Raw genomic sequence first — 26,048 nt, forward strand, 5'->3', positions numbered from 1 at the left:
CTGCGGTTCTCGTTCGCCGTTCTAGCAGGAGTATTGCCATGAGCCATGCCGCCGCCCCGCCCACCGCCCTGGTCCTGGAGCGCATGAGCGGTTTCCAGTGGACGGCCATTGCGGTCTGCGTGCTGTTGAACATGCTGGACGGGTTCGACGTGATGGTGATGGCGTTCATCGCCCCGCACGTGTCGGAGGCCTGGCACTTGTCCGGCAAGCTGCTGGGGATCGCGCTCAGCGCCGGGCTGGTGGGCATGGCGCTGGGCTCGCTGCTGCTGGCGCCGCTGGCCGACCGCTGGGGCCGCCGCAACATGATCCTGTGCTGCCTGGCGATCCTGACCATCGGCATGGCCGCCTCGGCGCTGGCGCAGAACATCTGGCAACTGGCCGCGCTGCGCGTGTTCACCGGCATCGGCATCGGCGGCATGCTTGCCGGCGTGGGCGTGATCACCGCCGAATACGCGAGCCCGAAGTGGCGCAGCACCGCGGTTGCGCTGCAGGCCACCGGCTATCCCATCGGCGCCACGCTCGGCGGGCTGGTCGCCGCGGCGCTGCTGGAACGCTGGGGCTGGCACGCGGCCTTCCTGTTCGGCGCCCTCGCGTCGCTGCTGTGCATCCCGGTGGTGCTGGCGCTGCTGCCCGAATCGTTGGATTTCCTGCTCAGCCGGCGTCCGCCGGATGCGCTGGCGCGGCTCAACGCGCTGCTGGCGCGCATGCGCGCACCGACGCTGGACGCGCTGCCGCCGCGACCGCCGGCACAGGAGAAAGCGGGTTACGCGGCACTGTTCACCCCGCGCCTGCGTCGCAACAGCGTGCTGATCGCGCTGGGCTTCTTCATGCACATGTTCGCCTTCTACTTCGTGCTGAGCTGGACGCCCAAGCTGCTGGTGCAAGCCGGGCTGTCGGCCGAACAGGGCGTCACCGGCGGGGTGCTGCTGAACCTGGGCGGCATCGTCGGGGGCGCGGTGTTCGGCGCTCTGGCCGCACGCTTCGCGCTGCCGCGGCTGACCGCGGCCAGCTTCCTGATCGCCGCACTGGGGATGGTGGTGTTCGCCACGCTCGGCGCGCAGCTGCAGCTGGCCTTCCCGGTGGCCTTCGTGATCGGCGCGGCGCTGTTCGGCTCGATGGCCGGCCTGTATGCGGTGGCGCCGATCGTGTTCGAGCCGACCGTGCGCACCACCGGCCTGGGCTGGGCGATCGGCATCGGCCGCGTCGGCGCGATCCTCTCGCCGATGACCGTCGGCGTGCTGGTCGACGCCGGCTGGCAGCCGGCCAATCTGTACTACGTGCTGGCGTTGCCGCTGCTGGTGGCCATTGCCGCGGTGTTGACGATGCGGCTGCAGCCAGCGCGTTGAAGGCAGGGCGACCCGCCGGGCGCGCGCTGCGCCAGCCTCCGAGAACAACGCGCTTGACGGCGCTGGCGGTGCCGGCCTGGCCTGTGTCGCTCCCTCGGCGCCGCTGCCCGGCGCCGGGACCGGTGTGGCGGCGGCGACGTTTGGCACCAGTTCCAGCGCTGGACGGGCACTGCAGGCGCCGTGTGCTGGCACCGCGCCAGCGTCGCGCATCTGCCCCCCACCTTCCGGATCCTCGGACGTGGTGGGCGTGGGACTTGTGCGTTCTCGGCGCCCGGCATCGCGGTGCCGGCCACCATGCTGCGCCCGGTCGAGGCGCCCTGAGGCCCCAAGGACGCGGGGCCAGCCATTGCCACCGCGCGCGGGTGGCAATGGTGCGGCGTGTTCCTACTTGGCGTCCGGCAGCGCGTAGGCGATCACGTAGTCGCCGCGGTCCGGCGACTGCCGCGCGCCGCCGGCGGTGATCACCACGTACTGCTTGCCGTTCTTGGCCGAGAGGTAGGTCATCGGCCCGCCCTGGCTGCCCACCGGCAGCCGCGCCTTCCACAGTTCCTTGCCGGTGCCGCTGTCGTAGGCGCGCAGGTAGTAGTCCTGGGTACCGGCGATGAACACCAGGCCGCTCTGGGTGACCAGGGTGCCGCCCAGGGTCGGCATGCCGATCGGAATCGGCAGGTGCATCTTGAAGCCGAGCGGGCCGGTGTCCTGCACCGTGCCCACCGGCACCTGCCAGGCGATGCGGCGGGTCTTCAGGTCGATCGCGCTGAGCGTGCCGAACGGCGGCGCCTGGCAGGGGATGCCCAGCGCCGACAGGAAGCGGTTCTTGTTGACCGCGTACGGCGTGCCCTTCAGCGGCACCGCGCCCATGCCGGTGTTGACCGCCTCGCCGCCGCTGGAGGCGGCCGCCTTCTCGGCCTTCTGCGGGATCATCTGCACCCACAGGCCCAGGCGCATGTCGTTGGCGAACACCACGTCGTGCACCGGGTCGACCGACAGGCCGCCCCAGTTCATGCCGCCCAGCGAGCCGGGGAAACTCAGCGACACGTCGGTGCCGGGCGCGGTGTACAGGCCTTCGTAGCGCATCTTCTTGAAGGCGATGCGGCACAGCATCTGGTCCAGCAGGGTGGCGCCCCACATGTCCGCTTCGCGCAGGTGCTTGGTGCCGATCTGCGGCATCCCCACCGACAGCGGCTGGGTCAGCGCATACGGTTCGTGCGGAATGTCGGCGGCCTTGACCGGCACCTCGCGGACGTCGGTCAGCGGCCTGCCGGTGGCGCGGTCGAGCACGTACAGCTGGCCGGCCTTGGTGCCGATGATCAGCGCCGGCACGCGGCGGCCGTCGGCCATCGGGAAGTCGATCAGGCTCGGCTGCATCGGCAGGTCGAAGTCCCACAGGTCGTTGTGCACGGTCTGGTAGACCCACTTGACCTTGCCGGTGCTGGCGTCCAGCGCGGTGATCGAGGCGCCGAAGCGGTGGTCCAGCGCGGTGCGCTCGGCCCCGTACAGGTCGGTGGACGGGCTGCCCATCGGCAGGAACACGGTGTTGGAGGCGGCGTCGTAGGACATCGGCGCCCACACGTTGGGGGTGCTGCGCACATAGGTCTTGCCCGGCGCCGGCGGCTGCGTGTCCTGCGGGTTGCCGGGATCGAACGCCCAGCGCTGCGCGCCGGTGATCACGTCGAAGCCGCGGATCACGCCGCCGGGCATGTCGGCTTGCACGTTGTCGGCGACGCGGCCGCCGACCACCACCGTGGTCCCGGCCACGGTCGGCGCCGAGGTCAACTGGTAGAACGGATCCGGCGCGGCGCCGAGGCCGGCTTTCAGGTCGACCTGGCCGTTCTGGCCGAAGCCGGTGCAGAACGCGCCGGTGTCCGCGTCCAGCGCGATCAGCCGCGCGTCGATGGTGTTGGTCAGCACGCGCCGCCGGCAGTTCGCGCCGGCCGGCAGCACCGCCGCCGCCACCGGCGACGCGTTGGCGGCGCTGGGCTGGGCCAGCGCCGCGTCGGCATCGAAGTAGGCCAGGCCGCGGCAGCGCTGCCAGACCGAGGACTGCGCGTTGATCTCGCGCTTCCACAGTTGCCGGCCGCTGCTGGCGTCCAGCGCAATGACGTTGTTGTGCGGGGTGCACACGAACAGCGTCTCGCCGATCTGTAGCGGGGTGGTCTGGTCCTCGGCGCCGTTGCCGTCGCTGACGGCGATGTCGCCGGTGCGGTAGGTCCAGGCCACCTGCAACTGGTCGACGTTGCCGCGGCCGATCTGGTCCAGCGCGGCGAAACGGCTGCCGCCGGCGGTGTTGCCGTAGTGGCTCCAGTCGCGTTGCGCCTGCGCCGGGGTCACCGGCACCGGCGCCGGTCCGGGGCCGCTGGCGACCACCGGCGGATGCGGCACGAACATGCCGGCCAGGCCGCCGGCGCAGGCCAGCGCCAGCACCGCCGCCAGCGCATAGGCGCCGCGGCCCCCGGGCAGGCCGCGGGCGCGGCGCAGGGTCGGGTAGGCGAGGGCGACCAGCAGCGCCAGCACCGCCGGCATCATCAGCCGCGACACCAGCGGCCAGAACGCCAGGCCGGCGTCCCAGTACGCCCAGGCCACGCTCAGTACGAAGGCCAGCGCGTACAGCCAGGCGCCGGCCGGGCGCCGCCGCAGCACGAGCAGCGCCGAGGCCACGCAGGCCACGCCCATCGCCAGGAAGTAGACGCTGCCGCCGAGCGTGGCCAGGCGGATGCCGCCGACCAGCAGCGCCAGCCCGATCAGCGCCAGCAGCAGGCCGACGCTCCACAGCACGATCCGGCCGCCGGCCGACACATCCGATTGGGTTTGCACGTTTTCGATCCTCTGCAGGGTAGGCGCGCGGCGCCCGCGGCCGGCCACGACGGCGGCGAGGACGGGGTGTGCGCACGATGGCATGCCGCGGCCCGGAAGCACGTCGACAACGTGGGCGATTATCGCATTTGTGTTCGGTAATAGAACGAATGCCGCGGTTCGCCGGCGCGACGCTGCGTGCCGCTTCCGACGTTTCTCCGACCTTGGTGAAGGCCGTACAACGCACCGTTACAGGGATGGTGCGATGCGACACATCCGTAGAGTAGCGTTGCGCGTTTCTTCCCAGCCGCACTCCCATGTCCGACCTCCTGATGGCGCCTCGTCGTCCCGTTCGCTGTGCCCTGTTGCTGGCCATTGCCGTGGCCGGAGGCTGCTCCGGCGACAAGCCGGCGGCCGCGCCGCCGCCGCGGGTGGGGGTGCTGACCCTGGGGGCGCATACCCTGCCGGTGGAGCGCACCCTGGCCGGCCGCACCGTGGCCTACGAGACCGCCGACGTGCGCCCGCAGGTCGGCGGGCTGCTGCGCCAGCGCCTGTTCCAGGAGGGGCAGGAGGTCAAGGCCGGGCAGCCGCTGTACCTGATCGATCCGGCGCCGTACCAGGCCGCCTACGACATCGCCCGCGGCAACCTGGTGCAGGCCGAGGCGGCGCTGGCCAGCGCGCGGCCCAAGGCCGAGCGCACCCGCACCCTCACCGACATGGACGCGGCCAGCAAGCAGGACGCCGACGACGCCCTGTCCGCCCTGCACCAGGACGAGGCCGCGGTGGTCGCGGCCAAGGCGGCGCTGCAGGCGGCGCGGATCAACCTCGACTACACCCGCATCACCGCGCCGATCTCCGGCACCATCGGCACCTCCGCCTACACCGTCGGCGCGCTGCTCACCGCCGCGCAGGACGCGGCGCTGACCACCATCCAGCGGCTGGACCCGATCTACCTGGACGTCACCCAGTCCAGCACGCAGATGCTGGCGCTGCGCCGCCAGCTCGATGCCGGGCAGATCCACGCCATCGACGGCAAGGCGCAGGTCAAGGTGCGATTGGAGGACGGCAGCACCTATCCGCACGCCGGCACCCTCGAGTTCGTCGGCACCCAGGTCAACGCCGGCACCGGCAACGTCACCCTGCGCGCGGTGGTGCCCAATCCCGAGCACCTGCTGCTGCCGGGCATGTACCTGCGCGCGGTGCTGCCGATGGCCACCGACCAGGGCGCGGTGCTGGTGCCGCAGCAGGCGGTGACCCGCGACAGCAAGGGCGAGCCGCTGGTCAAGCTGCTCGACGCGCAGAACAAGGTGGTGGAGCGCCACATCCGCACCGGCGAGGCGATCGGCCACGACTGGGTGGTGGAGTCCGGGCTCAAGCCGGGCGAGCGCCTGATCGTGGTCAACGGCAGCCGCGCCGAACTCGGCAAGCCGGTGCAGCCGTATCCGGTCACCGCCGCCCAACTCGATGCCGCGCCGGCGCTGCCGGGCGACGACGCCCAGGCCGACTGAGGACTCCCGCATGTCGCGCTTCTTCGTCAACCACCCGGTGGTGGCCTGGGTCATGGCCATCGTCATCGTCCTGATCGGCATGCTGGCCATCCATGGGCTGCCGGTCGAACGCTATCCGCATATGGCGCCGCCCACCATCACCGTGCGCGCCACCTACACCGGCGCCTCGGCGCAGACGGTGGAAAACACCGTCACCCAGCTGATCGAACAGTCGCAGCAGAGCCTGGACCACCTGCTGTACATGACCTCCACCAGCGCCTCGGACGGCACCGCGCAGGTCAACCTGGTGTTCGAGACCGGCACCAACGCCGACACCGCGCAGGTGCAGGTGCAGAACCAGTTGCAGTCGGTAATGTCGGTGTTGCCGCAGGCGGTGCAGCAGAACGGCCTGGTCATCACCAAGTCCAGCGGCTCGCTGTTCGAGGTGGTGGCGTTCACCTCCGACGACGGCAGCATGGACAACTTCGATGTCGCCAACTACATGGAATCGAACATCGACGACCAGATCAGCCGCGTCAGCGGCGTCGGCAACATCCAGCCGCTGGGCTCGGAATACGCCATGCGCATCTGGCTGGACCCGGAGAAGCTGCGCAAGTACGCGCTGATGCCGTCCGATGTGGAGAACGCGCTGCAGTCGCAGAACACCGACGTGTCCGCCGGCGAGATCGGCGGCCAGCCGGCGCTGCGCGGGCAGCGCCTGGACGCCACCGTGACCACCCGCAGCCGCCTGCAGACCCCGGCCCAGTTCGGCGCCATCGTGCTCAAGAGCGATGCCAGCGGCGCGGCCGTGCGCCTGTCGGATGTGGCCACCATCGGTCTGGGCCCGGAGACCTACGACAGCATCACCCGCTTCAACGGCAAGCCCTCGGCCTCGCTGGGCATCGAGCTCAACTCCGACGCCAACGCGGTGGAGACCTCCGAGGCGATCGAGAAGCGCCTGCAGGAACTCAAGCAGTACTGGCCGCACGGCTACAACTACCACATCGCCTTCAGCACCACGCCGTTCGTCACCACCTCGATCAAGGAGGTGGTGATCACCCTGATCGAGGCGGTGCTGCTGGTGGTGGCGGTGATGTACCTGTTCCTGCAGAACTGGCGCGCCACGCTGATCCCGACCATCGCCGTGCCGGTGGTGCTGATGGGCACCTTCGGCGTGCTCGCCGCGTTCGGCTATTCGATCAACACCCTGACCATGTTCGCGATGGTGCTGGCGATCGGCCTGCTGGTCGACGACGCCATCGTGGTGGTGGAGAACGTGGAGCGGGTCATGGGCCAGGAAGGCCTGCCGCCGAAGGAAGCCACGCTGCGCTCGATGCAGCAGATCGGCGGCGCCCTGGTCGGCATCGTACTGGTGCTGACCGCGGTGTTCGTGCCGATGGCGTTCTTCAACGGCGTCACCGGCGTGATCTACCGGCAGTTCTCGATCACCATCGCCGCCTCGATGATCCTGTCGGTGCTGGTGGCGATGACCCTGACCCCGGCGCTGTGCGTGACCATCCTCAAGCCGCTGCACCAGGGCGAGGCGCCGATCGGCTCGCACGGCCGCCTGGGCTGGTTCTTCGTCTGGTTCAACACCCGCTTCCGGCACCTGTCCGAGCGCTACCGCGCGCTGGTCGAGCGGGTGCTGGGGCGGCGCGCGCTGGGCCTGATCGCCTACGCGCTGCTGCTCGCGGTCACCGGGCTGTTGCTGTGGCGCCTGCCCGGTGCGTTCCTGCCCGACGAGGACGAGGGCATGCTCAACGTGCTGGTCAAGCTGCCGGCCGGCTCCACCCTGGAGCAGACCCTGGCGGTGACCGACCGGCTGACCAAGGCCGCGCTGAAGGACCCGGGCGTGCGCTCGGTGCTGTCCTCGGCCGGCTTCAGCGTCACCGGCGCCGGCCAGAACGTCGGCATGGCCTTCATCCGCCTGAAGGACTGGGACGACCGCGACGACGACGCGGCGACCATCGCCGATCATCTGAACAAGGCGCTGGCCGACGTGCCGGATGCGGAACTGTTCGTGACCTCGCCGCCGGCGATCACCGGGCTGGGCGACGCCTCCGGCTTCACCTTCGAACTGATGGACTACGAAGGCGCCGGCCATGCCGCCCTGGTCGCCGCGCGCGACAAGCTGCTGCGCCTGGCCCAGCACGATCCCAAGCTGATGAACGTGCGCTACGCCAGCCTGGAGGACGCGCCGGTGTATGCGGTGAAGATCGACGACGCCAAGGCGCAGGCGCTGGGCGTGGACCCGGGCGACATCAACGCCACGCTCAACAGCGCGCTCGGCGGCGACTTCGTCAACAACTTCATCTACAAGGGCCGCATCAAGAAGGTCTTCGTCCAGGGCGATGCGCAGGCGCGCATGGCGCCGCAGGATCTTGACCGCTGGACGGTGCGCAACAGCGACGGCGACATGGTGCCGATGTCGTCCTTCACCCGCTCGCACTGGACCAGCGCGCCGGCCGCGCTGGAACGCTACAACGGCGTGTCGGCGATGGAACTGACCGGCCAGGCGGTGCCGGGGGTCAGCTCCGGCGCGGCGATGGACGAGATGGCCGAACTGAGCAAGCAGCTGCCGCACGGCTTCGGCTACGCGTGGTCGGACATGGCCTACCAGGAGAAGCTGTCGGCCAACCAGGCACCGGCGCTGTACGCGATCTCGCTGCTGTTCGTGTTCCTGTGCCTGGTGGCGCTGTACGAGAGCTGGTCGATCCCGTTCGCGGTGATGCTGGCGGTGCCGGTGGGCGTGTTCGGCGCGGTGCTGCTGATGACCCTGCGTGGTCTGGAGAACGACGTGTACTTCCAGGTGGGCCTGCTGACCACGGTGGGCCTGGCGGCGAAGAACGGCATCCTCATCGTCGAGTTCGCGCGCGACCTCGAGCACCGCGGCGAAAGCCTGCTGGCCGCCACCCTGCACGCGGTGCAGATGCGCCTGCGGCCGATCCTGATGACCTCGCTGGCGTTCCTGCTCGGCGTGCTGCCGCTGGTGTTCAGCAAGGGCGCCGGCTCGGCCGCGCGGCACTCGCTGGGCACCGGCGTCACCGGCGGCACCCTGGCCTCGATCACCCTGGGCCTGTTCTTCGTGCCGCTGTTCTACGTGATCGTGCGGCGGCTGTTCCCCGGCCGCCCGGCGGCCACCGAGGAGGTGCAGGCATGAGCGCCGTCTCGCGCATGAGCGTGGCGGCGGCCACGCTGCTGGCCCTGGCCGGCTGCACCCTGGCGCCGACCTACCAGCGTCCGGCGGCGCCGGTGCCGGCCGACCTGGCCGCGGCCGATGCGGCGCCGGCCGCCGGCGCCGCCACCGACACCCTGGCGATGCCGGACTGGCAGCAGGTGTTCCTGGATCCGCGGTTGCGCCAGACCATCGCGCTGGCCCTGCAGAACAACCGCGACCTGCGCGTGGCGATGCTGTCCATCGACAAGGCGCGCGCGCAGTACCGCATCCAGCGCGCCGCGCAGCTGCCCTCGTTCGATGCCAGCGGCAGCATGAGCCGCGGCCGCAGCAGCGCCGCCAGCAATGACGATGGCGTCTCCCAGCTCTCCACCAACGACGCCGTCCAGGTCGGCCTGAGCAGCTGGCAGCTGGACCTGTTCGGGCAACTGCGCAGCCTCAACCAGGAGGCCCAGCAGAACTGGCTGTCCAGCGCCGAGAACCAGCGCAGCGTGCGCCTGAGCCTGGTCGCCCAGGTCGCCGCGGCGTGGCTGACCGTGGGCGCGGACCAGGAACAACTGGCGCTGGCGCAGCAGACCCTGGACAGCCAGGCGCAGACCCTGCAACTGACCGAGCGCCAGCACGGCGTCGGCAGCGTGTCGGGGCTGGACCTGGCGCAGCAGCAGACCAGCGTGGCGTCGGCGCGGGTCGCCGTGGCCAGCGCCGCCACCCAGTTGGCGCAGGCGCGCGATGCGCTGCAGCTGCTGGTCGGCGCGCCGGTGGAGGCGGCACTGTTGCCGACGGCGCAGGCACTGCAGGACAGCGTCGCGCTGGCGCCGCTGCCGGCGCACCTGTCCTCGGCGGTGTTGCTGCAGCGTCCGGACGTGCTCGCCGCCGAGCACAGCCTGCAGGCGGCCAATGCCGACATCGGCGCCGCGCGCGCGGCATTTTTCCCCTCGCTGAGCCTGACCGCGTCGACCGGCCGCAGCAGCGATGCGCTGTCGACGCTGTTCTCGGCCGGCAGCCGCACCTGGTCGTTCGTGCCCAGCATCACCGCGCCGATCTTCCACGCCGGCGCGCTGAAGGCCTCGCTGGACGCGTCCAAGCTCGGCAAGGACATCGCCGTGGCGCAGTACGAGAAGGCGATCCAGTCGGCCTTCGCCGAAGTGGCCGACGCCCTGGCCGCGCGCGACCATCTGCAGGCGCAGCTGAGCGCGCAGCAGGCCCTGGTCGACGCCAGCCAGCGCAGCTATACCCTGGCCGACGCCCGCTACCGCGCCGGCCTGGACGGCCACCTGGCGGTGCTGGATGCGCAGCGCTCGCTGTACGCCGCGCAGCAGGCGCTGATCGCGCTGCGTCTGCAGGACGCCAGCAACCGGGTGACCCTGTACCAGGTGCTCGGCGGCGGTGCCGATGCCCAGGCCCAGGCCGCGGCCGCGCCCTGAGCTGGAACCGAGGCAGGCCTGAGGCGAGCTTGAGGCCTGCTTGAGGCAGACCTGAGCGAGCAGGAGCGTCGCCACGCGCGACGCTCTCCTGTGGGAGGGACTTCAGTCCCGACGCGACGGCACTCGGACGGCTCTCCAACCACCGACCCCGGCGACGCCTCGTGCGCGCCCCCGCGGCACACGCCACGACCAGCCTCGCGCCGCCATCTTCATAGCTGAACGTAGCGGTACGCTTCGGCGGGCGTCGTAGACAAATACCGGACGCTTGCGCGCCGCATCTCCTTCATCGCACTGGCCGCAGGCACGCCCCGGGCGCCTCTTCAGCGCCTTGGCGACACCCTCGACACCGCCCCAGCGCGCCGGGCACTGCGCCAGCCTTGGGCCATAATCGCGGCGACTCACTCCAGGTATGCCGCAACCGATGAAGATCCCCCCGAGCCTGCAGCCGCTGATCGACGATGGCGTCATCGACGGCGTGCTGCGCCCGCTCAAGAGCGGCAAGGAGGCCGCGGTCTATGTAGTCCAGGCCGGCGACGACGTGCTCTGCGCCAAGGTCTACAAGGACATGGCGCAGCGCAGCTTCCAGGCCCGCGTGCAGTACCAGGAAGGGCGCAAGGTACGTGGCAGCCGCCAGGCGCGGGCGATCGGCAAGGCCAGCAAGTTCGGCCGCCGCGAGCAGGAGGCGGCGTGGAAGGACACCGAGGCCAACACCCTGTACCAGCTGGTGGACGCCGGCGTGCACGTGCCGCAGCCGCGCGGCTACTTCCACGGCGTGCTGCTGATGGAGCTGGTCACCGACGCCGACGGGCAGAGCGCGCCGCGGCTGAGCGAAGTCGAGCTGGAACCGGCGCAGGCGCAGGCCTTTCATGCGCAGTTGGTCGGCGACGTGGTCAGGATGCTGTGCCTGGGCCTGGTCCACGGCGACCTGTCCGAATACAACGTGCTGGTCGGCGCCGACGGCCCGGTGGTGATCGACTTCCCGCAGGTGGTCAGCGCCGCCGGCAACAACGCCGCCCGCGCCATGCTGCTGCGCGACGTGCACAACCTGCGCGACTGCCTGGGCCGCTTCGCCCCCGAGCTCAACGCCACCCACTACGGCGAGGAGATGTGGGCGCTGTACGAGAAGGGCACGCTGCGCCCGGACAGCGCGCTCAGCGGCCGCTTCACCTTCGACACCCGCCGCGCAGACGTGCGCGCGGTGCGCGCCTCGATCGAGGACGCGCGACAGGAAGCCATCATCCGCCAGCAGGGCCGCGAGGCCGCTGCGCAGGACGACTAGGGTCTGCTTGCTCCTCGAGCACGCCGCGCCGCGGTTGCGCGCGCTTGCGGGCAGCAAGCGAGGAGGTGGACCCCGTCCCCGCGTGCGCGATCGCATGCAGCAGGCTCACCGCGGCTCGCAAGGCGGCCCATGGCACCGGCGAGACCGGGCGTAGCGGCCGTCTGCCCGACCGGCGCCTGTTCGATTGCACGGAATCCAGCATCGCCACGCGGCCCCAGGCGTGCGCGATCGCATCCTTCGGGTTGGGCCTGGCAAACGCGTTGCCGCCGCGGTGTGGCGTGACCTCCCCGGTTGGGCACCGCGCTCCGCAACGCCAGCGGCGCGCCCGCCAGCCCCAACGCGCTGTCCTCGGCTGGACCGCCGGCCGCGATGCGAACGCCGCATTCGCGCACGCGCATGTTGCGCTGCAATGCGACGCAGTCACGTGCGCGACGGCGGCCAGCACGTGCCGCACGCAGTGCGAAGCCTTGCTACAGCTGCATTGCGCACGGCTCTACGCCACTGCAAGCGGCCGTCTGCCGATGGCCCGCCAAGCGCCGTGATGCGCGTTTCGGTTCGCTTATTTGCGAAAATGGTTATGAATAATAACAATTTGGCCGACGCCGCTTGCGCAGCTGCCCCGGGAGGGCCACCCATGTATTTCGATCCAGACGTCGTCCGTTTCTTCGCCCTGGCGCAGCAGTCCGGGCAGCCGCCGATGGAGGAACTGCCCTTGCCCGAGGCGCGGGCGATGATGCGCGGCGTCGCCGCGCAGTTCGGTTTCCCGCGCGCGGAGATGGCCGAGGTTCGCGACCTGCAGGCACCGGGTCCGGCCGCGCCGGTTCCGCTGCGCCTGTACCGCCCGCACGGCCTCGACGCCGGTCCGGCCCCGACCTGCGTGTACGCGCATGGCGGCGGCGGCGTGGTCGGCGACCTCGACTCGCACGACGACGTGTGCCGGCAACTGGCCGCGCGCGCCGGCTGCCAGGTGCTGGCGGTGGACTACCGGCTGGCGCCCGAGCACCCGGCGCCGGCCGGCATCGAGGACGTGATCGCGGTGCTGCGCTGGCTGGCGGCGCACCCGGGCGAGGTCGGCGCCGATCCGCAGCGCCTGGCGATCGCCGGCGACAGCATGGGCGGCGCCCTGGCCGCCAGCGCCGCGCTGGATGCGCGCGATGCCAGCATTGCCTTGCGTTGCCAGGTCCTGATCTACCCGCTGACCGACGTGCGTCCGGACAACCCCTTCCCCTCGCGCGTGCACAACGCCGGCATCCCGCCGCTGACCGAGGCGGCGATGCGCTACTTCGACCGCCAGTTGCTGCCGGACCCGTCGCTGGCGTCGGACTGGCGCATCTCGCCGGTGGTGGCGCCGGACGTGGCCGGCGTCGCCCCGGCGCTGGTGGTGCTGGCCGAGCGCGATGCGCTGCACGACGAAGGCCTGCACTACGCGCAGCGCCTGCGCGAGGCGGGCGTGGAAACCCTGGTGCGCATCTACCCGGGCATGATCCACGGCTTCATCAACATGGGCGGCGTGATGCGCGTGGCCGGTGAAACCCTGGACCTGGCCGCGCTGCTGCTGCGCCAGCGCCTGCTGCCGGTGGCTGCGTAGGACTGAGCCCCACTGCAGCGCATACCACCTCCCGGCAATCGCTGCCGGTGGTGGCACGCGCTGCCTCATCTGGAACCATACGTCCGTCGCGTCCGTAGGAGCGGCTTCAGCCGCGACGGGGCATTGCCGATACGCACCCCGGGTCGCGGCTGAAGCCGCTCCTACGCGAGTGCTGCGCGCGCTGCGCGTTCGCGACCGATCACGCCACCCGACTGCGCCGCGCGCGTTCCAGGTGCACCAGCAGCAGCGAGATCGCCGCCGGGGTCATGCCGGGGATGCGCTGCGCCTGGCCGACGGTCTGCGGACGTACCCGCTCGAGCTTCTGCTGCACTTCGGCCGACAGCCCGCGCACCTGCGCATAGTCGAACGCGGCCGGGATCGGGGTGTCCTCGTGGCGCTGCTGGCGCGCGATCTCTTCGCGCTGGCGGTCCAGGTAGCCGGCGTACTTGATGCCGATCTCCACCTGCTCGGCCACCTGCGCATCGGTCACGCCCGGGCCCAGCGACGGCACCCGCATCAGCGCGGCGTAGTCCAGTTCCGGGCGCTTGATCAGGTCCAGCACGGTGGTCTCGCGGCTCACCGCCACGCCCAGCGTGGCCGCGACCTCGCGGCCCAGTGCGTTGCCCGGGGTGGCCCACAGCCCGCGCAGGCGCTCGTTCTCGCGCGCCACCGCTTCCTGCTTGGCCTGGAACCGCGCCCAGCGCGTTTCGTCGACGATGCCCAGGTCGTGGCCGATGCCGGTCAGGCGCGCGTCGGCGTTGTCCTCGCGCAACTGCAGCCGGTACTCGGCACGGCTGGTGAACATGCGGTACGGCTCGCTGGTGCCGTGGGTGATCAGGTCGTCGATCAGCACGCCGATATAGGCCTGGTCGCGGCGCGGCGACCACGGCTCAAGCCCGCGCACCTGGCGCGCGGCGTTGAGGCCGGCGATCAGGCCCTGCGCGGCCGCTTCCTCGTAGCCGGTGGTGCCGTTGATCTGCCCGGCGAAGAACAGCCCGGGCATGGCCTTGGTCTCCAGCGAGGCCTTGAGCCCGCGCGGGTCGAAGAAGTCGTACTCGATGGCGTAGCCGGGGCGGGTGATGTGGGCGCGCTCGAAGCCGCGGATCGAACGCACCAGCTCCAGCTGCACGTCGAACGGCAGCGAGGTGGAGATGCCGTTGGGGTAGATCTCGACCACGTCCAGGCCTTCCGGCTCGACGAAGATCTGGTGGCTGGCCTTCTCGGCGAAGCGCACCACCTTGTCCTCGATCGAGGGGCAGTAGCGCGGGCCGATGCCCTCGATCTGCCCGGTGTACAGCGGCGAGCGGTCCAGCGCGCCGCGGATGATGGCGTGGGTGCGCTCGGTGGTGTGGGTGATCCAGCACGAGACCTGGCGCGGATGCTGGGCGACCTCGCCCAGGAACGACATCACCGGCAGTGGATCGTCGCCGGGCTGCTCCTCCATCGCCGCGTAGTCCAGGCTGCGCCCGTCGATACGCGGCGGGGTGCCGGTCTTGAGCCGGTCCACGCCGAAGCGGCCGTCGCGCAGCGCCTGCGCCAGCGCGGTGGCCGGCGGATCGCCGGCGCGGCCGCCGGCGTACTGGGTCTGGCCGATGTGGATCTTGCCGGCCAGGAAGGTGCCGGCGGTCAGCACCACCGCCGCCGCCTCGAAGCGCAGCCCGGTCTGGGTCAGCACCCCGCGCACGCGCTCGCCGTCCATCACCAGGTCGTCCACCGCCGCCTGGAACAGGGTCAGGTTCGGCTGCGCCTCGACCAGGCGCCGGATCGCGCTGCGGTACAGGCTGCGGTCGGCCTGGCAGCGGGTCGCGCGCACCGCCGGGCCCTTGGAGGCATTGAGCGTGCGCCATTGGATGCCGGCCAGGTCCGCGGCCTGGGCCATCGCCCCGCCCAGCGCGTCGATCTCCTTGACCAGGTGGCCCTTGCCGATGCCGCCGATGGCCGGGTTGCAGCTCATCGCCCCCACCGTCTCCACGTTGTGGGTCAGCAGCAGGGTGCGCGCGCCGGCACGCGCCGACGCCAGCGCCGCTTCGGTGCCGGCGTGGCCGCCGCCGATCACGATCACGTCATAGCGGTAGAAGGAGTCGCTCATCGGGGTCTCGTCGGCCGGCACGGGACCGGCGGCAGGGGGCCGCGGGCGGGGGTCGCCCTGGGCGTGGACATGAATTTTAGCGGTTCCATCACAAATTGCAGATCTGGGCCTCAAGTTGGCACGCAATCTGCAGATATTTCCACTGCACCCAACGTGGCAATGCGTCAGGGGCGTATGACTGGAATTGGAACAGGGGCCAGTCACGCGCACGTTGGGGGAGCTGGGGGCCGGTAGTCGGGGGACTACCGGCCCTTTTTTATGCCCGTTTTCCGCCGCCGGCCGGCGCGCGCGCCAGCAATGACAAGGCCCCAACGCGAAAAGCCCCGGCGGACCGGGGCTTTTCGTTGTGAGGCGCCGACGCCCGACAGGGCCGGAACAGGGGGGATCCAGATTTCCCTGTCGGACATCGACATAGACGGTGGGGTCAACCCCTTCGGGTCATAAAGCGACGCAGGCGGTCACCCCGTAGGACGTAGAGTGCTTGCTGTGACAGGCGAACGCAAGCCCTTTCTCAGGGCTCGAGTGTGCGACGTGTCCCATTGCTGCGCCCCATGTTGCCGGGGCGGGGTGCCGGCGGCCGCGGCATCGCCTCAGGGCGCTGCATCACTGGCCGGGGCGGCTGGATGGACTGCGGCCGCGGCGCCGAATTGAGCGCATCCGGACGGCGCAGGCGGTCCAGGTCGCGCCACGGCGTCGGCACCCGACCGCCCACGCTGGGCGGTGGCGGCGACGAACCGCCGTCGTCCGGCCGCGGGCGCGGCGGTGGACGGTGGCGCGGGCCGTCGTAGCCGCGATAGTAGTAATACGGCACGCCGTAGCCGTAGTAGCCGTAATACGCCGGGCCGTAACCGTAGTAGGGCACCGCGCCGTACGGCGAGTAGTACTCGGAGTAACCGGGCGGATAGCGGTATTCGACCGAGGGCGCGCCACGGTAGTAGCCACCGTCGCCGCCTCCGGCGTAATCGTAGGTGGCACAGCCGCCCAGTGCGGCCAGCAGTCCAGCGGCGCAGATCAGGCGCAGTTTCATGGCATTTGCCCTCCATCAGGCTGGCTGACAGGTTCGGTCCGTTGCATTGAATCCCCCCTTAACTTCCCGCGCCGCACTTGAACGCTTAAGTCGCGCGCAACGGCGGCGCACCTGCGCCGCTCGCGGGCGCTGCACGTTGGCGACGATACGCTACCCTTTCGCGCATGGTCTCACGTTTTCTGCCCGAGTTCGGCGACGTCCTGGCGGCCGCCGCACGCATCGCCGCGTATGCGCGGCCGACCCCGGTCCTGCGTTCGCAGGCGCTGGACGCCGCCACCGGCGCGCAGCTGTATTTCAAGGCCGAACACCTGCAGCGCGGCGGCGCGTTCAAGTTCCGCGGCGCCTGCAACGCGGTGTGGGCGCTGGATCCGGCGCAGGCGGCCCGCGGGGTCGTCACCCACTCCTCGGGCAACCATGGCGCGGCCCTGGCGCAGGCCGCGCGCACCCGCGGCATCGGCTGTCATGTGGTGGTGCCCGAAGGCGCGGTCGCGGCCAAGCTCGCCAACATCGCCCGCCACGGCGCCACGCTGTGGCGCTGCGCGCCGACCATCGCCGCGCGCGAGGAAATGTGCGCACGGGTGCAGCGCGACACCGGCGCGACCCTGGTGCATCCGTATGCCGATCCGGCGGTGATCGCCGGCCAGGGCACCGCGGCGCTGGAACTGCTCGACGCCAGCGGCGGACTGGACCTGCTGGTGGTGCCGGTCGGCGGCGGCGGCCTGGCCGCGGGCAGCCGCCTGGCGCTGTCGGCGCTGGCACCGCAGGCGCAGTTGCTGCTGGCCGAGCCGGCCGGCGCCGCCGACACCGCGCGCTCGCTGGCCGCCGGCGAGCGCCGCGTGGACATGGTCCCGGACACCGTCTGCGACGGCCTGCGCGGCAGCCTGGGCGAGCCGAACTTCGCCCTGCTGCACGGCCATGCCGAGGTGCTGGTGGTCGAGGACGCGGCGACCGTGGCGGCGATGCGGTTGCTGTGGCAGGTGCTCAAGCAGGTGGTGGAGCCGTCCTCGGCGATCGCCCTGGCGGCGGTGCTGGCGCAGCCGGCGCGCTTCGCCGGGCGGCGGGTCGGGGTGATCCTGTCCGGCGGCAACGTCGACCTGGACGCCTTGCCGTGGGGTGCGGCATGAGCGCGCGGGGCGGGTTCCGCTGGCTGCGCTGGCTGCTGCGCCTGGCGGCGCTGCTGGGGCTGTGGCTGCTGGGCGTGGCGATCTACATCGTCTGGGTCGGCGACCGCGACCAGGCGGCGCCGGCGGACGCGATCATCGTGCTCGGCGCGGCGGCCTACGACGCCAAGCCGTCGCCGGTGTTCGAGGAGCGCATCCGCCACGGCCTGGACCTGTACCAGCGCGGCTACGCGCCGACCCTGATCTTCACCGGCGGCTTCGGCAACGGCGCGCGCTTCGCCGAGTCGCAGGTGGCCCGGCGCTACGCGCTGCGCCACGACGTGCCGGCCGACGCGATCCTGATCGAGACGGTGTCGCGCACCACCCGGCAGAACCTGATCGAGGCGCGCCGGCTGATGCGCGAACACGGCCTGCACCGGGTCATCGTGGTCAGCGATCCGCTGCACATGGCGCGGGCGCTGCGGCTGTGCCAGGAACTGCAGATCGACGCGCTGGCGTCGTCGACCCCGAGCAGCCGCTTCCGCAGCTTCCAGACCCGCTGGCGCTTCCTGCTGCAGGAGCTGTACTTCTTCCATCGCGACCTGCTGGAGCAGGCCGCCTGAGCGTTGCGGCGAGCCCGTATGATTGGGCCTTTCCACGACTGGAGGGGCGACCGCCATGAGCAACCACGGAGTTCCTGCGCAGGACCAGGCCATCGCCCTGGTCCAGGCCTATTACGCGGCGTTCAACCGCGGCGACTGGGACGGCATGCTGGGCATGCTCAGCGACGACGTCGCCCACGACCTCAACCAGGGCGCGCGCGAGACCGGCAAGGACGCGTTCGCCGCCTTCCTGCAGCGCATGAACGCCAGCTACCGCGAGCAACTGCACGACATCGTGGTGCTGGCCGCGCAGGACGGCCGCCGCGCCGCCGCCGAGTACGTGGTGCATGGCGAGTACCACCACACCGACACCGGCCTGCCGGAGGCGCGCGGCCAGCGCTACGTGCTGCCGGGTGGGGCGTTCTTCGACATTCGCGACGGCAAGATCGCCCGGGTCAGCAACTACTACAACCTGGAAGACTGGATCGCGCAGGTCTCCGCCTGAGCCGCGCGCCGGCCTGAGGCCGGTGCGTTCGCGCTGTCGCAAAACTGTCCGCGCGCCGTCATCGGTGGCCGCAGGCGCGGTGGCTATGGTCGCCGCGTCGAGTGAGAGGACCGCCGATGCGCGCGCTGCTTCGTTCCCCGGCCGTCGCGGTGGCGCTGCTGGCCTGCACGCTCGCGCTGGCCCTGCTGGGCATGCGCGGGATCTGGGACGCCGACGAAGGCCGTTACTCCAATGTCGCGCTGAACATGCTGCACAGCGGCGACTGGCTCACGCCCCGGCGCAGCCAGGACGTGGCGCACTGGACCAAGCCGCCTCTGACCTATTGGGCGATCGCCGCCAGCGTCGCCGTGTTCGGGCCGTCGCCGTGGGCGGCGCGGCTGCCGTCGGCGCTGGCCTACCTGCTGTGCGTGTTGCTGGCCTGGCGCCTGGCCGCGCGGTTGTTCCCCGAGCGCCCCGACCTGCCGGCGCAGGCCGCGCTGCTCTACGCGACCATGCTGGCGCCGTTCGGGGCGGCGCAATGGATTTCCACCGACTTCCTGCTCGCCGCCTGCGAGACCCTGGCGGTGTGGGCCTTCGTCGAAGCGCGGGCGCATCCGCCCGGCCAGGGCAAGCGCTGGATCGCGGCGATGTGGGCCGGTTTCGCGCTGGCGTTCATGACCAAGGGACCGCCGGGCCTGCTGCCGTTGCCGGCGCTGTTGCTGTTCAACGCGATCACGCCCGGGCCGCCGCGGCGCGCGCTGCAGCTCTCCGGCATCGCCCTGTTCGCGGTGCTGGCGCTGCCCTGGTACCTGGCGGTGATCCGCGGCCATCCCGGGTTGCTGCAGTACTTCGTCGGCGACGAGGTGGTCAAGCGCGTGGCCAGCGATGCGTTCGGGCGCAATGCGCAGTGGTACGGCTGGGCGGTGGCGTATGCGCCGATCCTGGTCCTGGGCACGCTGCCGTGGACGCCGGCGCTGGCGCGCTGGGCCTGGCAGCTGCCGCGGCAGCTGCGGCAGTGGTGGCGCGATCCGGCGCTGCGCCTGCGGCAGGCCGCGCCGCTGCTGCTGACGCTGTGGGTGCTGCTGCCGCTGCTGGTGCTGTGCCTGTCGCGCTCGCGGCTGCCGCTGTACGTGCTGCCGCTGTTCGTGCCGCTGGCGTTGCTGGCGGCCTGGCAGCGCGCGCAGGAGGGCCGCGCGGCATGGCGCTGGCCGTGGCTGCTGGGCTGGTGCGGGCTGCTGCTGGCGCTCGCGCTGGCGTTGGCGCTGCTGCCCACGCACAAGGATGCCGACGCCTGGGCGCAGGCGATCGCCCGGCGTGCCGGCGCGCCGGTGCGCGAGGTGGTGTTTGTCGAGGACATGGCGCGCTACGGCCTGCGCCTGGAACTGGGCGCGCAGGTGCGCAAGATCCGCCTGGACGCCTTGCCCGATGCGCCGCGCTTCGGTCCCGAGTACGACGCCGACCTGACCACGGTCTTGCGGCAACCCCGCGCCGACCGCGTGTGGGTGTGCAAGGACGACGCCTGGCCGCAGGTAGCCGCGCGCATCGCCGCGCAGGGCGCGCGGGCGCAGGCGCTGGGGACGCCCTACCAGGGGCGGGTGCTGTTCCGGGTGCTGCCCGGCTCAGTCGCCGCGGCGGCGGATCGGGATCGCTGACAGCGGCACTGCGGCGATCTCGCCGCCGCCCTCGCGGATCGGCGCACCCGGCGGCGGCGCCCAGGCATGCGCGTAGATCACTTCCCAGGTGCTGGGCAGGGTGCCGTCGGCCTGGCGCAGCGGTTCGTAGGCGGCGCTGGCGGCGGCGAAGCGGCCGCGCCCGGTGAGGGTGTGGCGGCGCGCCTGCAGTGCGTTGGTGGCGCCGATCGCGCGCAGTTCGCGCATCAGCGCGGCGAGGTCCGGATAGGTCAGGTTGAACACGTCGCGGTCCAGCACCGGATCGCGGAAGCCGGACAGCATCAGCGCATCGCCGAACTGCGCGATCGGCGCGAAGCGGCTCACGTGCGGCGTGGTGCGGTCGGCCTGGGCGAAGGCCTCGCGCAGCTCGATCAGCGTGTCCGGGCCGAAGCTGGAACACAGCAGCAGGCCGCCGGGGCGCAGCACGCGGCGGAAGCCGGCGAACACCGCCGGCAGGTCCTCGACCCACTGCAGGCACAGATTGCTGAAGATCACATCGACGCTGTGCTCGGCCAGCGGCAGCGCGCGCGCGTCGGCGCAGACGCGGCCGAACGGCTTCCACCAGCCGGCCTGGCGCTTGGCCTGTTGCAGCATCGGCAGGGCCTGGTCGAGCGCGATCACCTGCGCGCGCGGCCAGCGCTTCTTCATCGCCGCGGCGGCATGCGCCGGGCCGCTGCCCACGTCCAGCACCACCTGCGGCACGCGGTCGCCGAGGTAGTCCAGCGATTCCAGCAAGCGCCCCTGCACCTCGCGCTGCAGGGCCGCGGCCGCGTCGTAGCTGGCGGCGGCACGCGCGAACGCGCGGCGGATGTGCTGGGAGTCGAACGCGGAAGGATCCATCCGCGCATTATCGCCGCCCGCGTCGCGCTGCGGCCAGCGGTGGCGCCTGCATCACCGCGTTCTGCGCACGCGCCGCCAATCTCGGCTTACGAATCCCGACTCCCCAATCCCCAATCCCGGCTCCTCAGAACGTCCCCGGATAGCTGCCGCCGTCGAGCAACAGGTTCTGCCCGCTCAGGTAACCGGCTTGCGCGCTGCACAGGAAGGCGCAGGCCGCGCCGAATTCCTCGGCGGTGCCGAAGCGCCCGGCCGGAATCTGCCGGCGCTTGCGTTCGGCCAGGTCGGCGGGGTCGACGCCCTCGCGCTGCGCGGCATGGGCGATGTTGCCGCGCAGGCGGTCGGTGTCGAACTGCCCCGGCAGCAGGTTGTTGATGGTGACGTTGTGCGCCACCGTGCGCCGCGCCAGCCCGGCGACGAAGCCGGTGAGGCCGGCACGCGCGCCGTTGGACAGGCCCAGGCTGTCGATCGGCGCCTTCACCGCGGCGGAGGTGATGTTGACGATGCGGCCGAAACCGCGCGCCTGCATCGCATCGACGGTGGCGCGGATCAGCGCGATCGGCGCCAGCATGTTGGCGTCGAGCGCGCGCAGCCAGTCCTCGCGTTCCCACTCGCGGAAATCGCCGGGCGGCGGGCCGCCGGCGTTGTTGATCAGGATGTCGACCTGCGGACAGGCAGCCAGTGCGGCGGCGCGTCCGGCCTCGGTGGCGATGTCCGCCGCCACCGCGACCACCTCGCCGCCGCCGTCGAGCGCGCGCAGTTGCGCCGCCGCCTTATCCAGCCCGGCCTGGCCGCGCGCCACGATCGTCACGTGCACGCCCTCGCGGGCCAGCGCCTGCGCGCAGCCCAGTCCCAGCCCCTTGCTCGCGGCGCAGACCAGCGCCCATTTGCCGGCGATTCCCAGGTCCATGCTTGCACTCCGGTTCGAAGGAGCCGCGATGATCGGACATCGTGGCTGCGGCGGCCAGCGTCACACCGCGACTGCAGGACAGTTGCGCGCGCAGGACATGTGCAGGAGCGAGTTCGCTGCGCTGTGTTTGGCTGCCATGCGTCGCGAATGGAGCGGCTCCCACAGGGACGGGCCGGGCATCCTTGTGGGAGGGACTTCAGTCCCGACGATGGAGGGTGTCGGCCGGCTTTCGGCTTCGTCACATCGCGACTGCAGGACAGTCGAGCACGCAAGACACGTGTTGGTGCGACGTCGCTGCGCTGCGTTCGACTGCCATGCGTCGCGACTGAATTAGTTCCCACAGTGATGAGCCGGGCGTCCTTGTGGGAGGGACTTCAGTCCCGACGACGGAGGGTGTCGGTCGGCTTTCTGCTTCGCTTGTCGCGGCGGCACGACAGTTGAGTCCCAGGGCGGAGACGCTTGCGTCTTTCTGACGTCGGTGCGGGTCGCGTGATGCGTTGTGGGAGTCAACTGTCATGTAGCGCGCGACGCACGAGACGGTGTGCGCTTTCCGATGGCGCAATGCGTCGGGACTGAAGTCCCTCCCACAGTGCACCCGGCGGGCTCGCCGCAAGCGCCTGTAGGAGCGGCTTCAGCCGCGACCCGACGCAACGGGCGCGTCGCGGCTGAAGCCGCTCCTAAGGCAGCAGCGTGGAACGCGCGGCGCGACGCCGCTAGTCCAGCGTCGCCAGGAATCCGCGCAGCGCCTCGGCGACGGTGTCGGCATGACCGAGGAACGGGGCGTGGCCGCCGCCGGCGATGGTCAGCGCGCGTGCGTTGGGTGCCAGCGCCGCGGCGGCGTCCATGCCCGCCGGCGGGACCAGGCGGTCGCGCTGGCCGCCGATCCACAGGCTGGGCACGCGCAGGCCGGGCAGGGCGCGGCGCAGGTCGGTGCGCTCCAGCAGGGTCAGGCCATCCTGCAGCACGTGCGGGTCGGGCGCGCCGCGGGCGTCGAGCGCGTCGCGCAGGCTGCGCAGTTCGGCGCGCGCATGCGCCGAGCCGAGCGTGTCCAGCGCCAGGAAGCGTTCGAGGGTGCCGCGGTAGTCCTCGGCGAGATCGCGGCCGAACTGTTCGAACACCTGCGGCTCCACCGCGTGCGGCCAGTCGCTGCCGCGCACGAAACGCGGCGTCGCCGCGAGCATCGCCAGCCCGCGCACCTGCGGCTGGGTGGCGGCGGCGTGCAGCGCGAACAGCCCGCCCAGCGACCAGCCCAGCCACACCGCCGGCGGCGTGGCCGCGGCGATCGCGCTGACCACGTGCGGCAGCGCCAGCGGCGTGTCGTCGCCGCGGCTGTGGCCATGCCCGGGCAGGTCCACCAGGTGCAGGCGGTACTGCGCCGACAGGCGCTCCACCAGCGGCGCGAAGATGCCGCCGTTCAACGCCCAGCCGTGCAGCAGGACCAGGTCGGGGCCCTGCCCCAGGGTGTCGATATGCATCGTCGTCCGTCGTCGCGAAGAAACCGGAAAGAGCGGCGTCGGCCGCCGCGTCAGTGCGCCGCGCGCCGCTCCAGCACCTGCGGCAGCAGCAGGCGCCACTGCCGGCGCGGATAGTCGCGGGTGCGCCAGGCCGACCAGCGATGCGCGCCGCGGCGCTGCTGGATCGCCGCGCTCAGCCACTCGCCGTCGATGCCCTGCCAGGCGCCGGCCGGCGTCAGCAGGTTGGGCGCCAGCCGCGGATGCACGTCGTCGCGCAGCATCTGCCACAGTGCGTCGGTGGCGAACGGCGAGGCGGCAAGCACGGCGGCGATGTGCGGATGCTGCGCGTGCACCGCTGTGTCCAGGTACAACTCCGACAGCGCGTCCCACACCTTGCGCCGCGCCGCGAGTCCGGCGTCGCTCACGCCGGCAGGCCGGGCGGATGCGCGGCCACGCGATCGCGGGCCAGCGCCAGCGCATCCAGCAGCGCCTGCACCTGCGCCGGCGTGTGCAGCGCCGACAGGGTCACGCGCAGCCGCGACTTGCCTTCCGGCACGGTCGGCGGGCGGATCGCCGAGACCAGGTAGCCGGCCTGTTCCAGCGCCGCCGACCACGCCAGCGCGGTGCGCTCCTCGCCGCACAGCAGCGGCTGGATCGGCGTGTCCGAGGCCATCAGCTCCAGGCCATGGCGACGCGCGCCGCCGCGGAACAGGGCGATCAGTTCGACCAGGCGCTCGCGCCGCCATTGGTCGCGCCGCGCCAGCTTGACCGCCGCCAGCGAGGCCGCGGCCTGCGCCGGCGGCAGCGCGGTGGTGTACAGATACGGCCGCGCGGTTTCGGCCAGGTGCCGGATCAGCGTGGCATCGCCGACCACCGCCGCGCCGTAGCCGCCCAGCGCCTTGCCCAGGGTCACCAGTTGCAGCGGGACGTCGTCGACCCCCAGGCCGGCCTCGGCGACGCTGCCGCGCCCATGCGGACCGACCACGCCGACGCCGTGCGCGTCGTCCACGTACAGCAGCGCCTGTTGCGTGCGCGCCACCAGCGCCAGCGAGCGCAGCGGCGCGCTGTCGCCGTCCATGCTGAACACGCCATCGGTGGCCAGCATCGCCGCGCCGTCGGCGGCGTGCTTGAGCTGGCGCATCGCGCCTTCGGCATCCAGGTGCGGGTAGCGGCGCAGGCGGCAGCCGGCCAGGCGGCTGGCGTCGAGCAGGCTGGCGTGGTTGAGCCGGTCCTGTACGCACACGTCTTCTTCCTCGCTCAACAGCGCCTGCTGCACCGCCAGGTTGGCGATGAAGCCGCTGCCGAACAGCAGCGCCTGCGGATAGCCGAGCCAGTCGGCGATCTCGCGTTCCAGCGCGTCGTGCAGCGCGTGGTGGCCGCACACCAGGTGCGAGGCGGTGGCGCCGGCGCCCTCGCGCGCGGCCGCATCCTGCAGGGCGGCGACCACTTCGAACTGCTGCGCCAGGCCCAGGTAGTCGTTGCTGCAGAAGCCGGTCAGCCAGCGGCCGTCCACTTCCAGGCGCACGCCGTCGCGGCGGCCGACGCTGCGGCGCACGCGCAGGCGCCCCTGCGCTTCGCGCAAGGCGCGCGCGGACTGGATGCGGTCGTGCAGGTCGGGACGGGCCATGGGCGCGGGACGGGCAACGGGCCGGTTAGCGTAGCGCGTCCCCGGCCGGGCCGGGCGCCGCCGGCGATGGACGGCCGGATCGGCGGACGGACGCGCGGCGGGGACTCAGGCCAGGGCGGCGGCGATCGCCGGCGTGGACGGGGCGGTGATGTCCGCATGCACGGTGCCGGGATGGTCGTGCGCATCGGCGTCCACCATCACCTGCATCGGCCGCAGCCCCAGCCGCGCGAACAGCGCCTGGTCGCGCTCGGTGTCCGGGTTGCCGGTGGTCAGCAGCTTCTCGCCGTAGAAGATCGAGTTGGCGCCGGCGCAGAAGCACAGCGCCTGCAATTCGTCGCTCATGCTCTCGCGCCCGGCCGACAGCCGCACCATCGCCCGCGGCATCGCGATGCGCGCCACCGCGATCGTGCGCACGAACTCGAACGGGTCCAGCTCGACCGTGCCGTGCAGCGGGGTGCCGGCGACCTGCACCAGGCGGTTGATCGGCACCGAATCCGGATGCACCGGCAGGTTGGCCAGCGCCTGCAGCAGGCCGGCGCGCTGGTCGCGCGACTCGCCCATGCCGACGATGCCGCCGCAGCAGGTCTTCAGGCCGGCGTCCCGCACATGGGTCAGCGTGTCCAGGCGGTCCTGGTACTGGCGGGTGTGGATGATCGAGTCGTAGAAATCCGGCGCGGTGTCCAGATTGTGGTTGTAGTAGTCCAGCCCGGCCGCCTTCAGCGCCTGCGCCTGGGTGCCGTCGAGCATGCCCAGGGTGGCGCAGGTCTCCAGGCCCAGCGCCTTCACCTCGCGGATCATCTCGGCCACCTTCGGGATGTCGCGGTCCTTGGGCGAGCGCCAGGCCGCGCCCATGCAGAACCGCGAGGCGCCGGCGGCCTTGGCCTGGCGCGCCTTGTCCAGCACCGCCTCGGTGCTCATCAGCTTCTGCGCCTCCACGCCGGTGGCGTAGCGCTGGGCCTGCGGGCAGTACGCGCAGTCTTCCGGGCAGCCGCCGGTCTTCACCGACAGCAGCGTCGAGACCTGCACCTGCGCCGGATCGAAGTGCTCGCGGTGCACGGCGGCGGCGCGGTGCAGCAGCTCCGGGAACGGCAGATCGAACAGGGCGAGCAATTCCTGGCGTTGCCAGTCGTGTCGGACGACAGCGGACATGGGGGTT

19 protein-coding genes are annotated in these 26,048 nt (G+C 71.7%); 10 read left to right on the plus strand and 9 right to left on the minus strand.

Features of this window, described 5'->3' with window-relative positions:
• Positions 1 to 38: 38 nt before the first annotated feature.
• Entirely contained in the window at positions 39 to 1,346 is a 1,308-nt protein-coding gene (locus tag AC1PME_RS01925) for an MFS transporter (RefSeq protein WP_481097134.1), read from the plus strand.
• A gap of 384 nt (positions 1,347 to 1,730) precedes the next feature.
• Here AC1PME_RS01925 and AC1PME_RS01930 read toward each other — a convergent pair whose 3' ends face one another.
• Positions 1,731 to 4,160: a membrane-bound PQQ-dependent dehydrogenase, glucose/quinate/shikimate family gene (locus AC1PME_RS01930; protein ID WP_481097135.1), complete on the minus strand. Its 2,430-nt coding sequence runs from the start codon at positions 4,158 to 4,160 to the stop codon at positions 1,731 to 1,733.
• Between the two features lie 296 nt (positions 4,161 to 4,456).
• On the opposite strand from AC1PME_RS01930, the gene AC1PME_RS01935 reads away from it, so the two are divergent.
• From AC1PME_RS01935 to AC1PME_RS01955, 5 genes are all read left to right on the plus strand, one after another.
• The gene (locus AC1PME_RS01935) at positions 4,457 to 5,647 is read left to right on the plus strand and encodes an efflux RND transporter periplasmic adaptor subunit (protein WP_481097136.1); all 1,191 of its coding nucleotides are present in this window, start codon (positions 4,457 to 4,459) and stop codon (positions 5,645 to 5,647) included.
• Positions 5,648 to 5,657: 10 nt separating this feature from the next.
• Positions 5,658 to 8,786, plus strand: a complete 3,129-nt coding sequence (locus AC1PME_RS01940; protein ID WP_481097137.1) for a multidrug efflux RND transporter permease subunit — start codon at positions 5,658 to 5,660, stop codon at positions 8,784 to 8,786.
• A complete protein-coding gene (locus AC1PME_RS01945) occupies positions 8,783 to 10,225 on the plus strand; it encodes an efflux transporter outer membrane subunit (protein ID WP_481097138.1) in 1,443 nt (480 codons plus the stop codon). The genes AC1PME_RS01940 and AC1PME_RS01945 overlap by 4 nt, the downstream gene beginning before the upstream one ends.
• 421 nt (positions 10,226 to 10,646) lie before the next feature.
• Positions 10,647 to 11,504 (plus strand): PA4780 family RIO1-like protein kinase, encoded by an 858-nt coding sequence (locus AC1PME_RS01950; RefSeq protein ID WP_254460033.1) that lies wholly within the window; start codon positions 10,647 to 10,649, stop codon positions 11,502 to 11,504.
• A 634-nt stretch (positions 11,505 to 12,138) separates the two neighbouring features.
• Positions 12,139 to 13,092 (plus strand): alpha/beta hydrolase, encoded by a 954-nt coding sequence (locus AC1PME_RS01955; RefSeq protein WP_481097139.1) that lies wholly within the window; start codon positions 12,139 to 12,141, stop codon positions 13,090 to 13,092.
• A 199-nt stretch (positions 13,093 to 13,291) separates the two neighbouring features.
• Here the strand turns inward: AC1PME_RS01955 and mnmG are convergent, their stop codons facing one another.
• Together mnmG and AC1PME_RS01965 are read right to left on the minus strand one after the other, a co-directional pair.
• Positions 13,292 to 15,181, minus strand: a complete 1,890-nt coding sequence (gene mnmG / locus AC1PME_RS01960; RefSeq protein WP_481097140.1) for a tRNA uridine-5-carboxymethylaminomethyl(34) synthesis enzyme MnmG — start codon at positions 15,179 to 15,181, stop codon at positions 13,292 to 13,294.
• A gap of 511 nt (positions 15,182 to 15,692) precedes the next feature.
• Positions 15,693 to 16,208 (minus strand): hypothetical protein, encoded by a 516-nt coding sequence (locus tag AC1PME_RS01965; protein ID WP_481097141.1) that lies wholly within the window; start codon positions 16,206 to 16,208, stop codon positions 15,693 to 15,695.
• 164 nt (positions 16,209 to 16,372) lie between these two features.
• On the opposite strand from AC1PME_RS01965, the gene AC1PME_RS01970 reads away from it, so the two are divergent.
• The 4 genes from AC1PME_RS01970 (at position 16,373) to AC1PME_RS01985 (ending at position 20,046) form a co-directional block, all read left to right on the plus strand.
• Positions 16,373 to 17,332: a pyridoxal-phosphate dependent enzyme gene (locus AC1PME_RS01970; RefSeq protein WP_481097142.1), complete on the plus strand. Its 960-nt coding sequence runs from the start codon at positions 16,373 to 16,375 to the stop codon at positions 17,330 to 17,332.
• Positions 17,317 to 17,931: a YdcF family protein gene (locus tag AC1PME_RS01975; protein WP_430543922.1), complete on the plus strand. Its 615-nt coding sequence runs from the start codon at positions 17,317 to 17,319 to the stop codon at positions 17,929 to 17,931. The genes AC1PME_RS01970 and AC1PME_RS01975 overlap by 16 nt, the downstream gene beginning before the upstream one ends.
• A 55-nt stretch (positions 17,932 to 17,986) precedes the next feature.
• On the plus strand, positions 17,987 to 18,415 hold the full coding sequence (locus AC1PME_RS01980; protein WP_254460039.1) for a ketosteroid isomerase-related protein: 429 nt from the start codon (positions 17,987 to 17,989) through the stop codon (positions 18,413 to 18,415).
• Between the two features lie 116 nt (positions 18,416 to 18,531).
• The gene (locus tag AC1PME_RS01985; RefSeq protein ID WP_481097143.1) at positions 18,532 to 20,046 is read left to right on the plus strand and encodes an ArnT family glycosyltransferase; all 1,515 of its coding nucleotides are present in this window, start codon (positions 18,532 to 18,534) and stop codon (positions 20,044 to 20,046) included.
• Here AC1PME_RS01985 and bioC read toward each other — a convergent pair.
• The 6 genes from bioC to bioB all read right to left on the minus strand — a co-directional run bounded on the left by bioC (position 20,014) and on the right by bioB (position 26,041).
• Entirely contained in the window at positions 20,014 to 20,904 is an 891-nt protein-coding gene (gene bioC / locus AC1PME_RS01990; RefSeq protein ID WP_307548007.1) for a malonyl-ACP O-methyltransferase BioC, read from the minus strand. The two genes, AC1PME_RS01985 and bioC, sit on opposite strands and share 33 nt — an antisense overlap.
• A gap of 124 nt (positions 20,905 to 21,028) precedes the next feature.
• Positions 21,029 to 21,811: an SDR family oxidoreductase gene (locus AC1PME_RS01995; RefSeq protein ID WP_481097144.1), complete on the minus strand. Its 783-nt coding sequence runs from the start codon at positions 21,809 to 21,811 to the stop codon at positions 21,029 to 21,031.
• Positions 21,812 to 22,524: 713 nt separating this feature from the next.
• Positions 22,525 to 23,286 carry a pimeloyl-ACP methyl ester esterase BioH gene (gene bioH / locus AC1PME_RS02000; RefSeq protein ID WP_307548011.1) on the minus strand — a complete coding sequence of 254 codons (762 nt, stop codon included), beginning with the start codon at positions 23,284 to 23,286 and terminating at the stop codon, positions 22,525 to 22,527.
• A 50-nt stretch (positions 23,287 to 23,336) separates the two neighbouring features.
• The gene (locus tag AC1PME_RS02005) at positions 23,337 to 23,690 is read right to left on the minus strand and encodes a DUF7079 family protein (protein ID WP_481097145.1); all 354 of its coding nucleotides are present in this window, start codon (positions 23,688 to 23,690) and stop codon (positions 23,337 to 23,339) included.
• Positions 23,687 to 24,892 (minus strand): 8-amino-7-oxononanoate synthase, encoded by a 1,206-nt coding sequence (gene bioF, locus AC1PME_RS02010; protein ID WP_481097146.1) that lies wholly within the window; start codon positions 24,890 to 24,892, stop codon positions 23,687 to 23,689. The genes AC1PME_RS02005 and bioF overlap by 4 nt, the downstream gene beginning before the upstream one ends.
• 105 nt (positions 24,893 to 24,997) lie before the next feature.
• On the minus strand, positions 24,998 to 26,041 hold the full coding sequence (bioB, locus tag AC1PME_RS02015) for a biotin synthase BioB (RefSeq protein ID WP_481097147.1): 1,044 nt from the start codon (positions 26,039 to 26,041) through the stop codon (positions 24,998 to 25,000).
• Positions 26,042 to 26,048: the final 7 nt, after the last annotated feature.

The organism is Xanthomonas sp. NCPPB 901 (genome assembly GCF_056725085.1).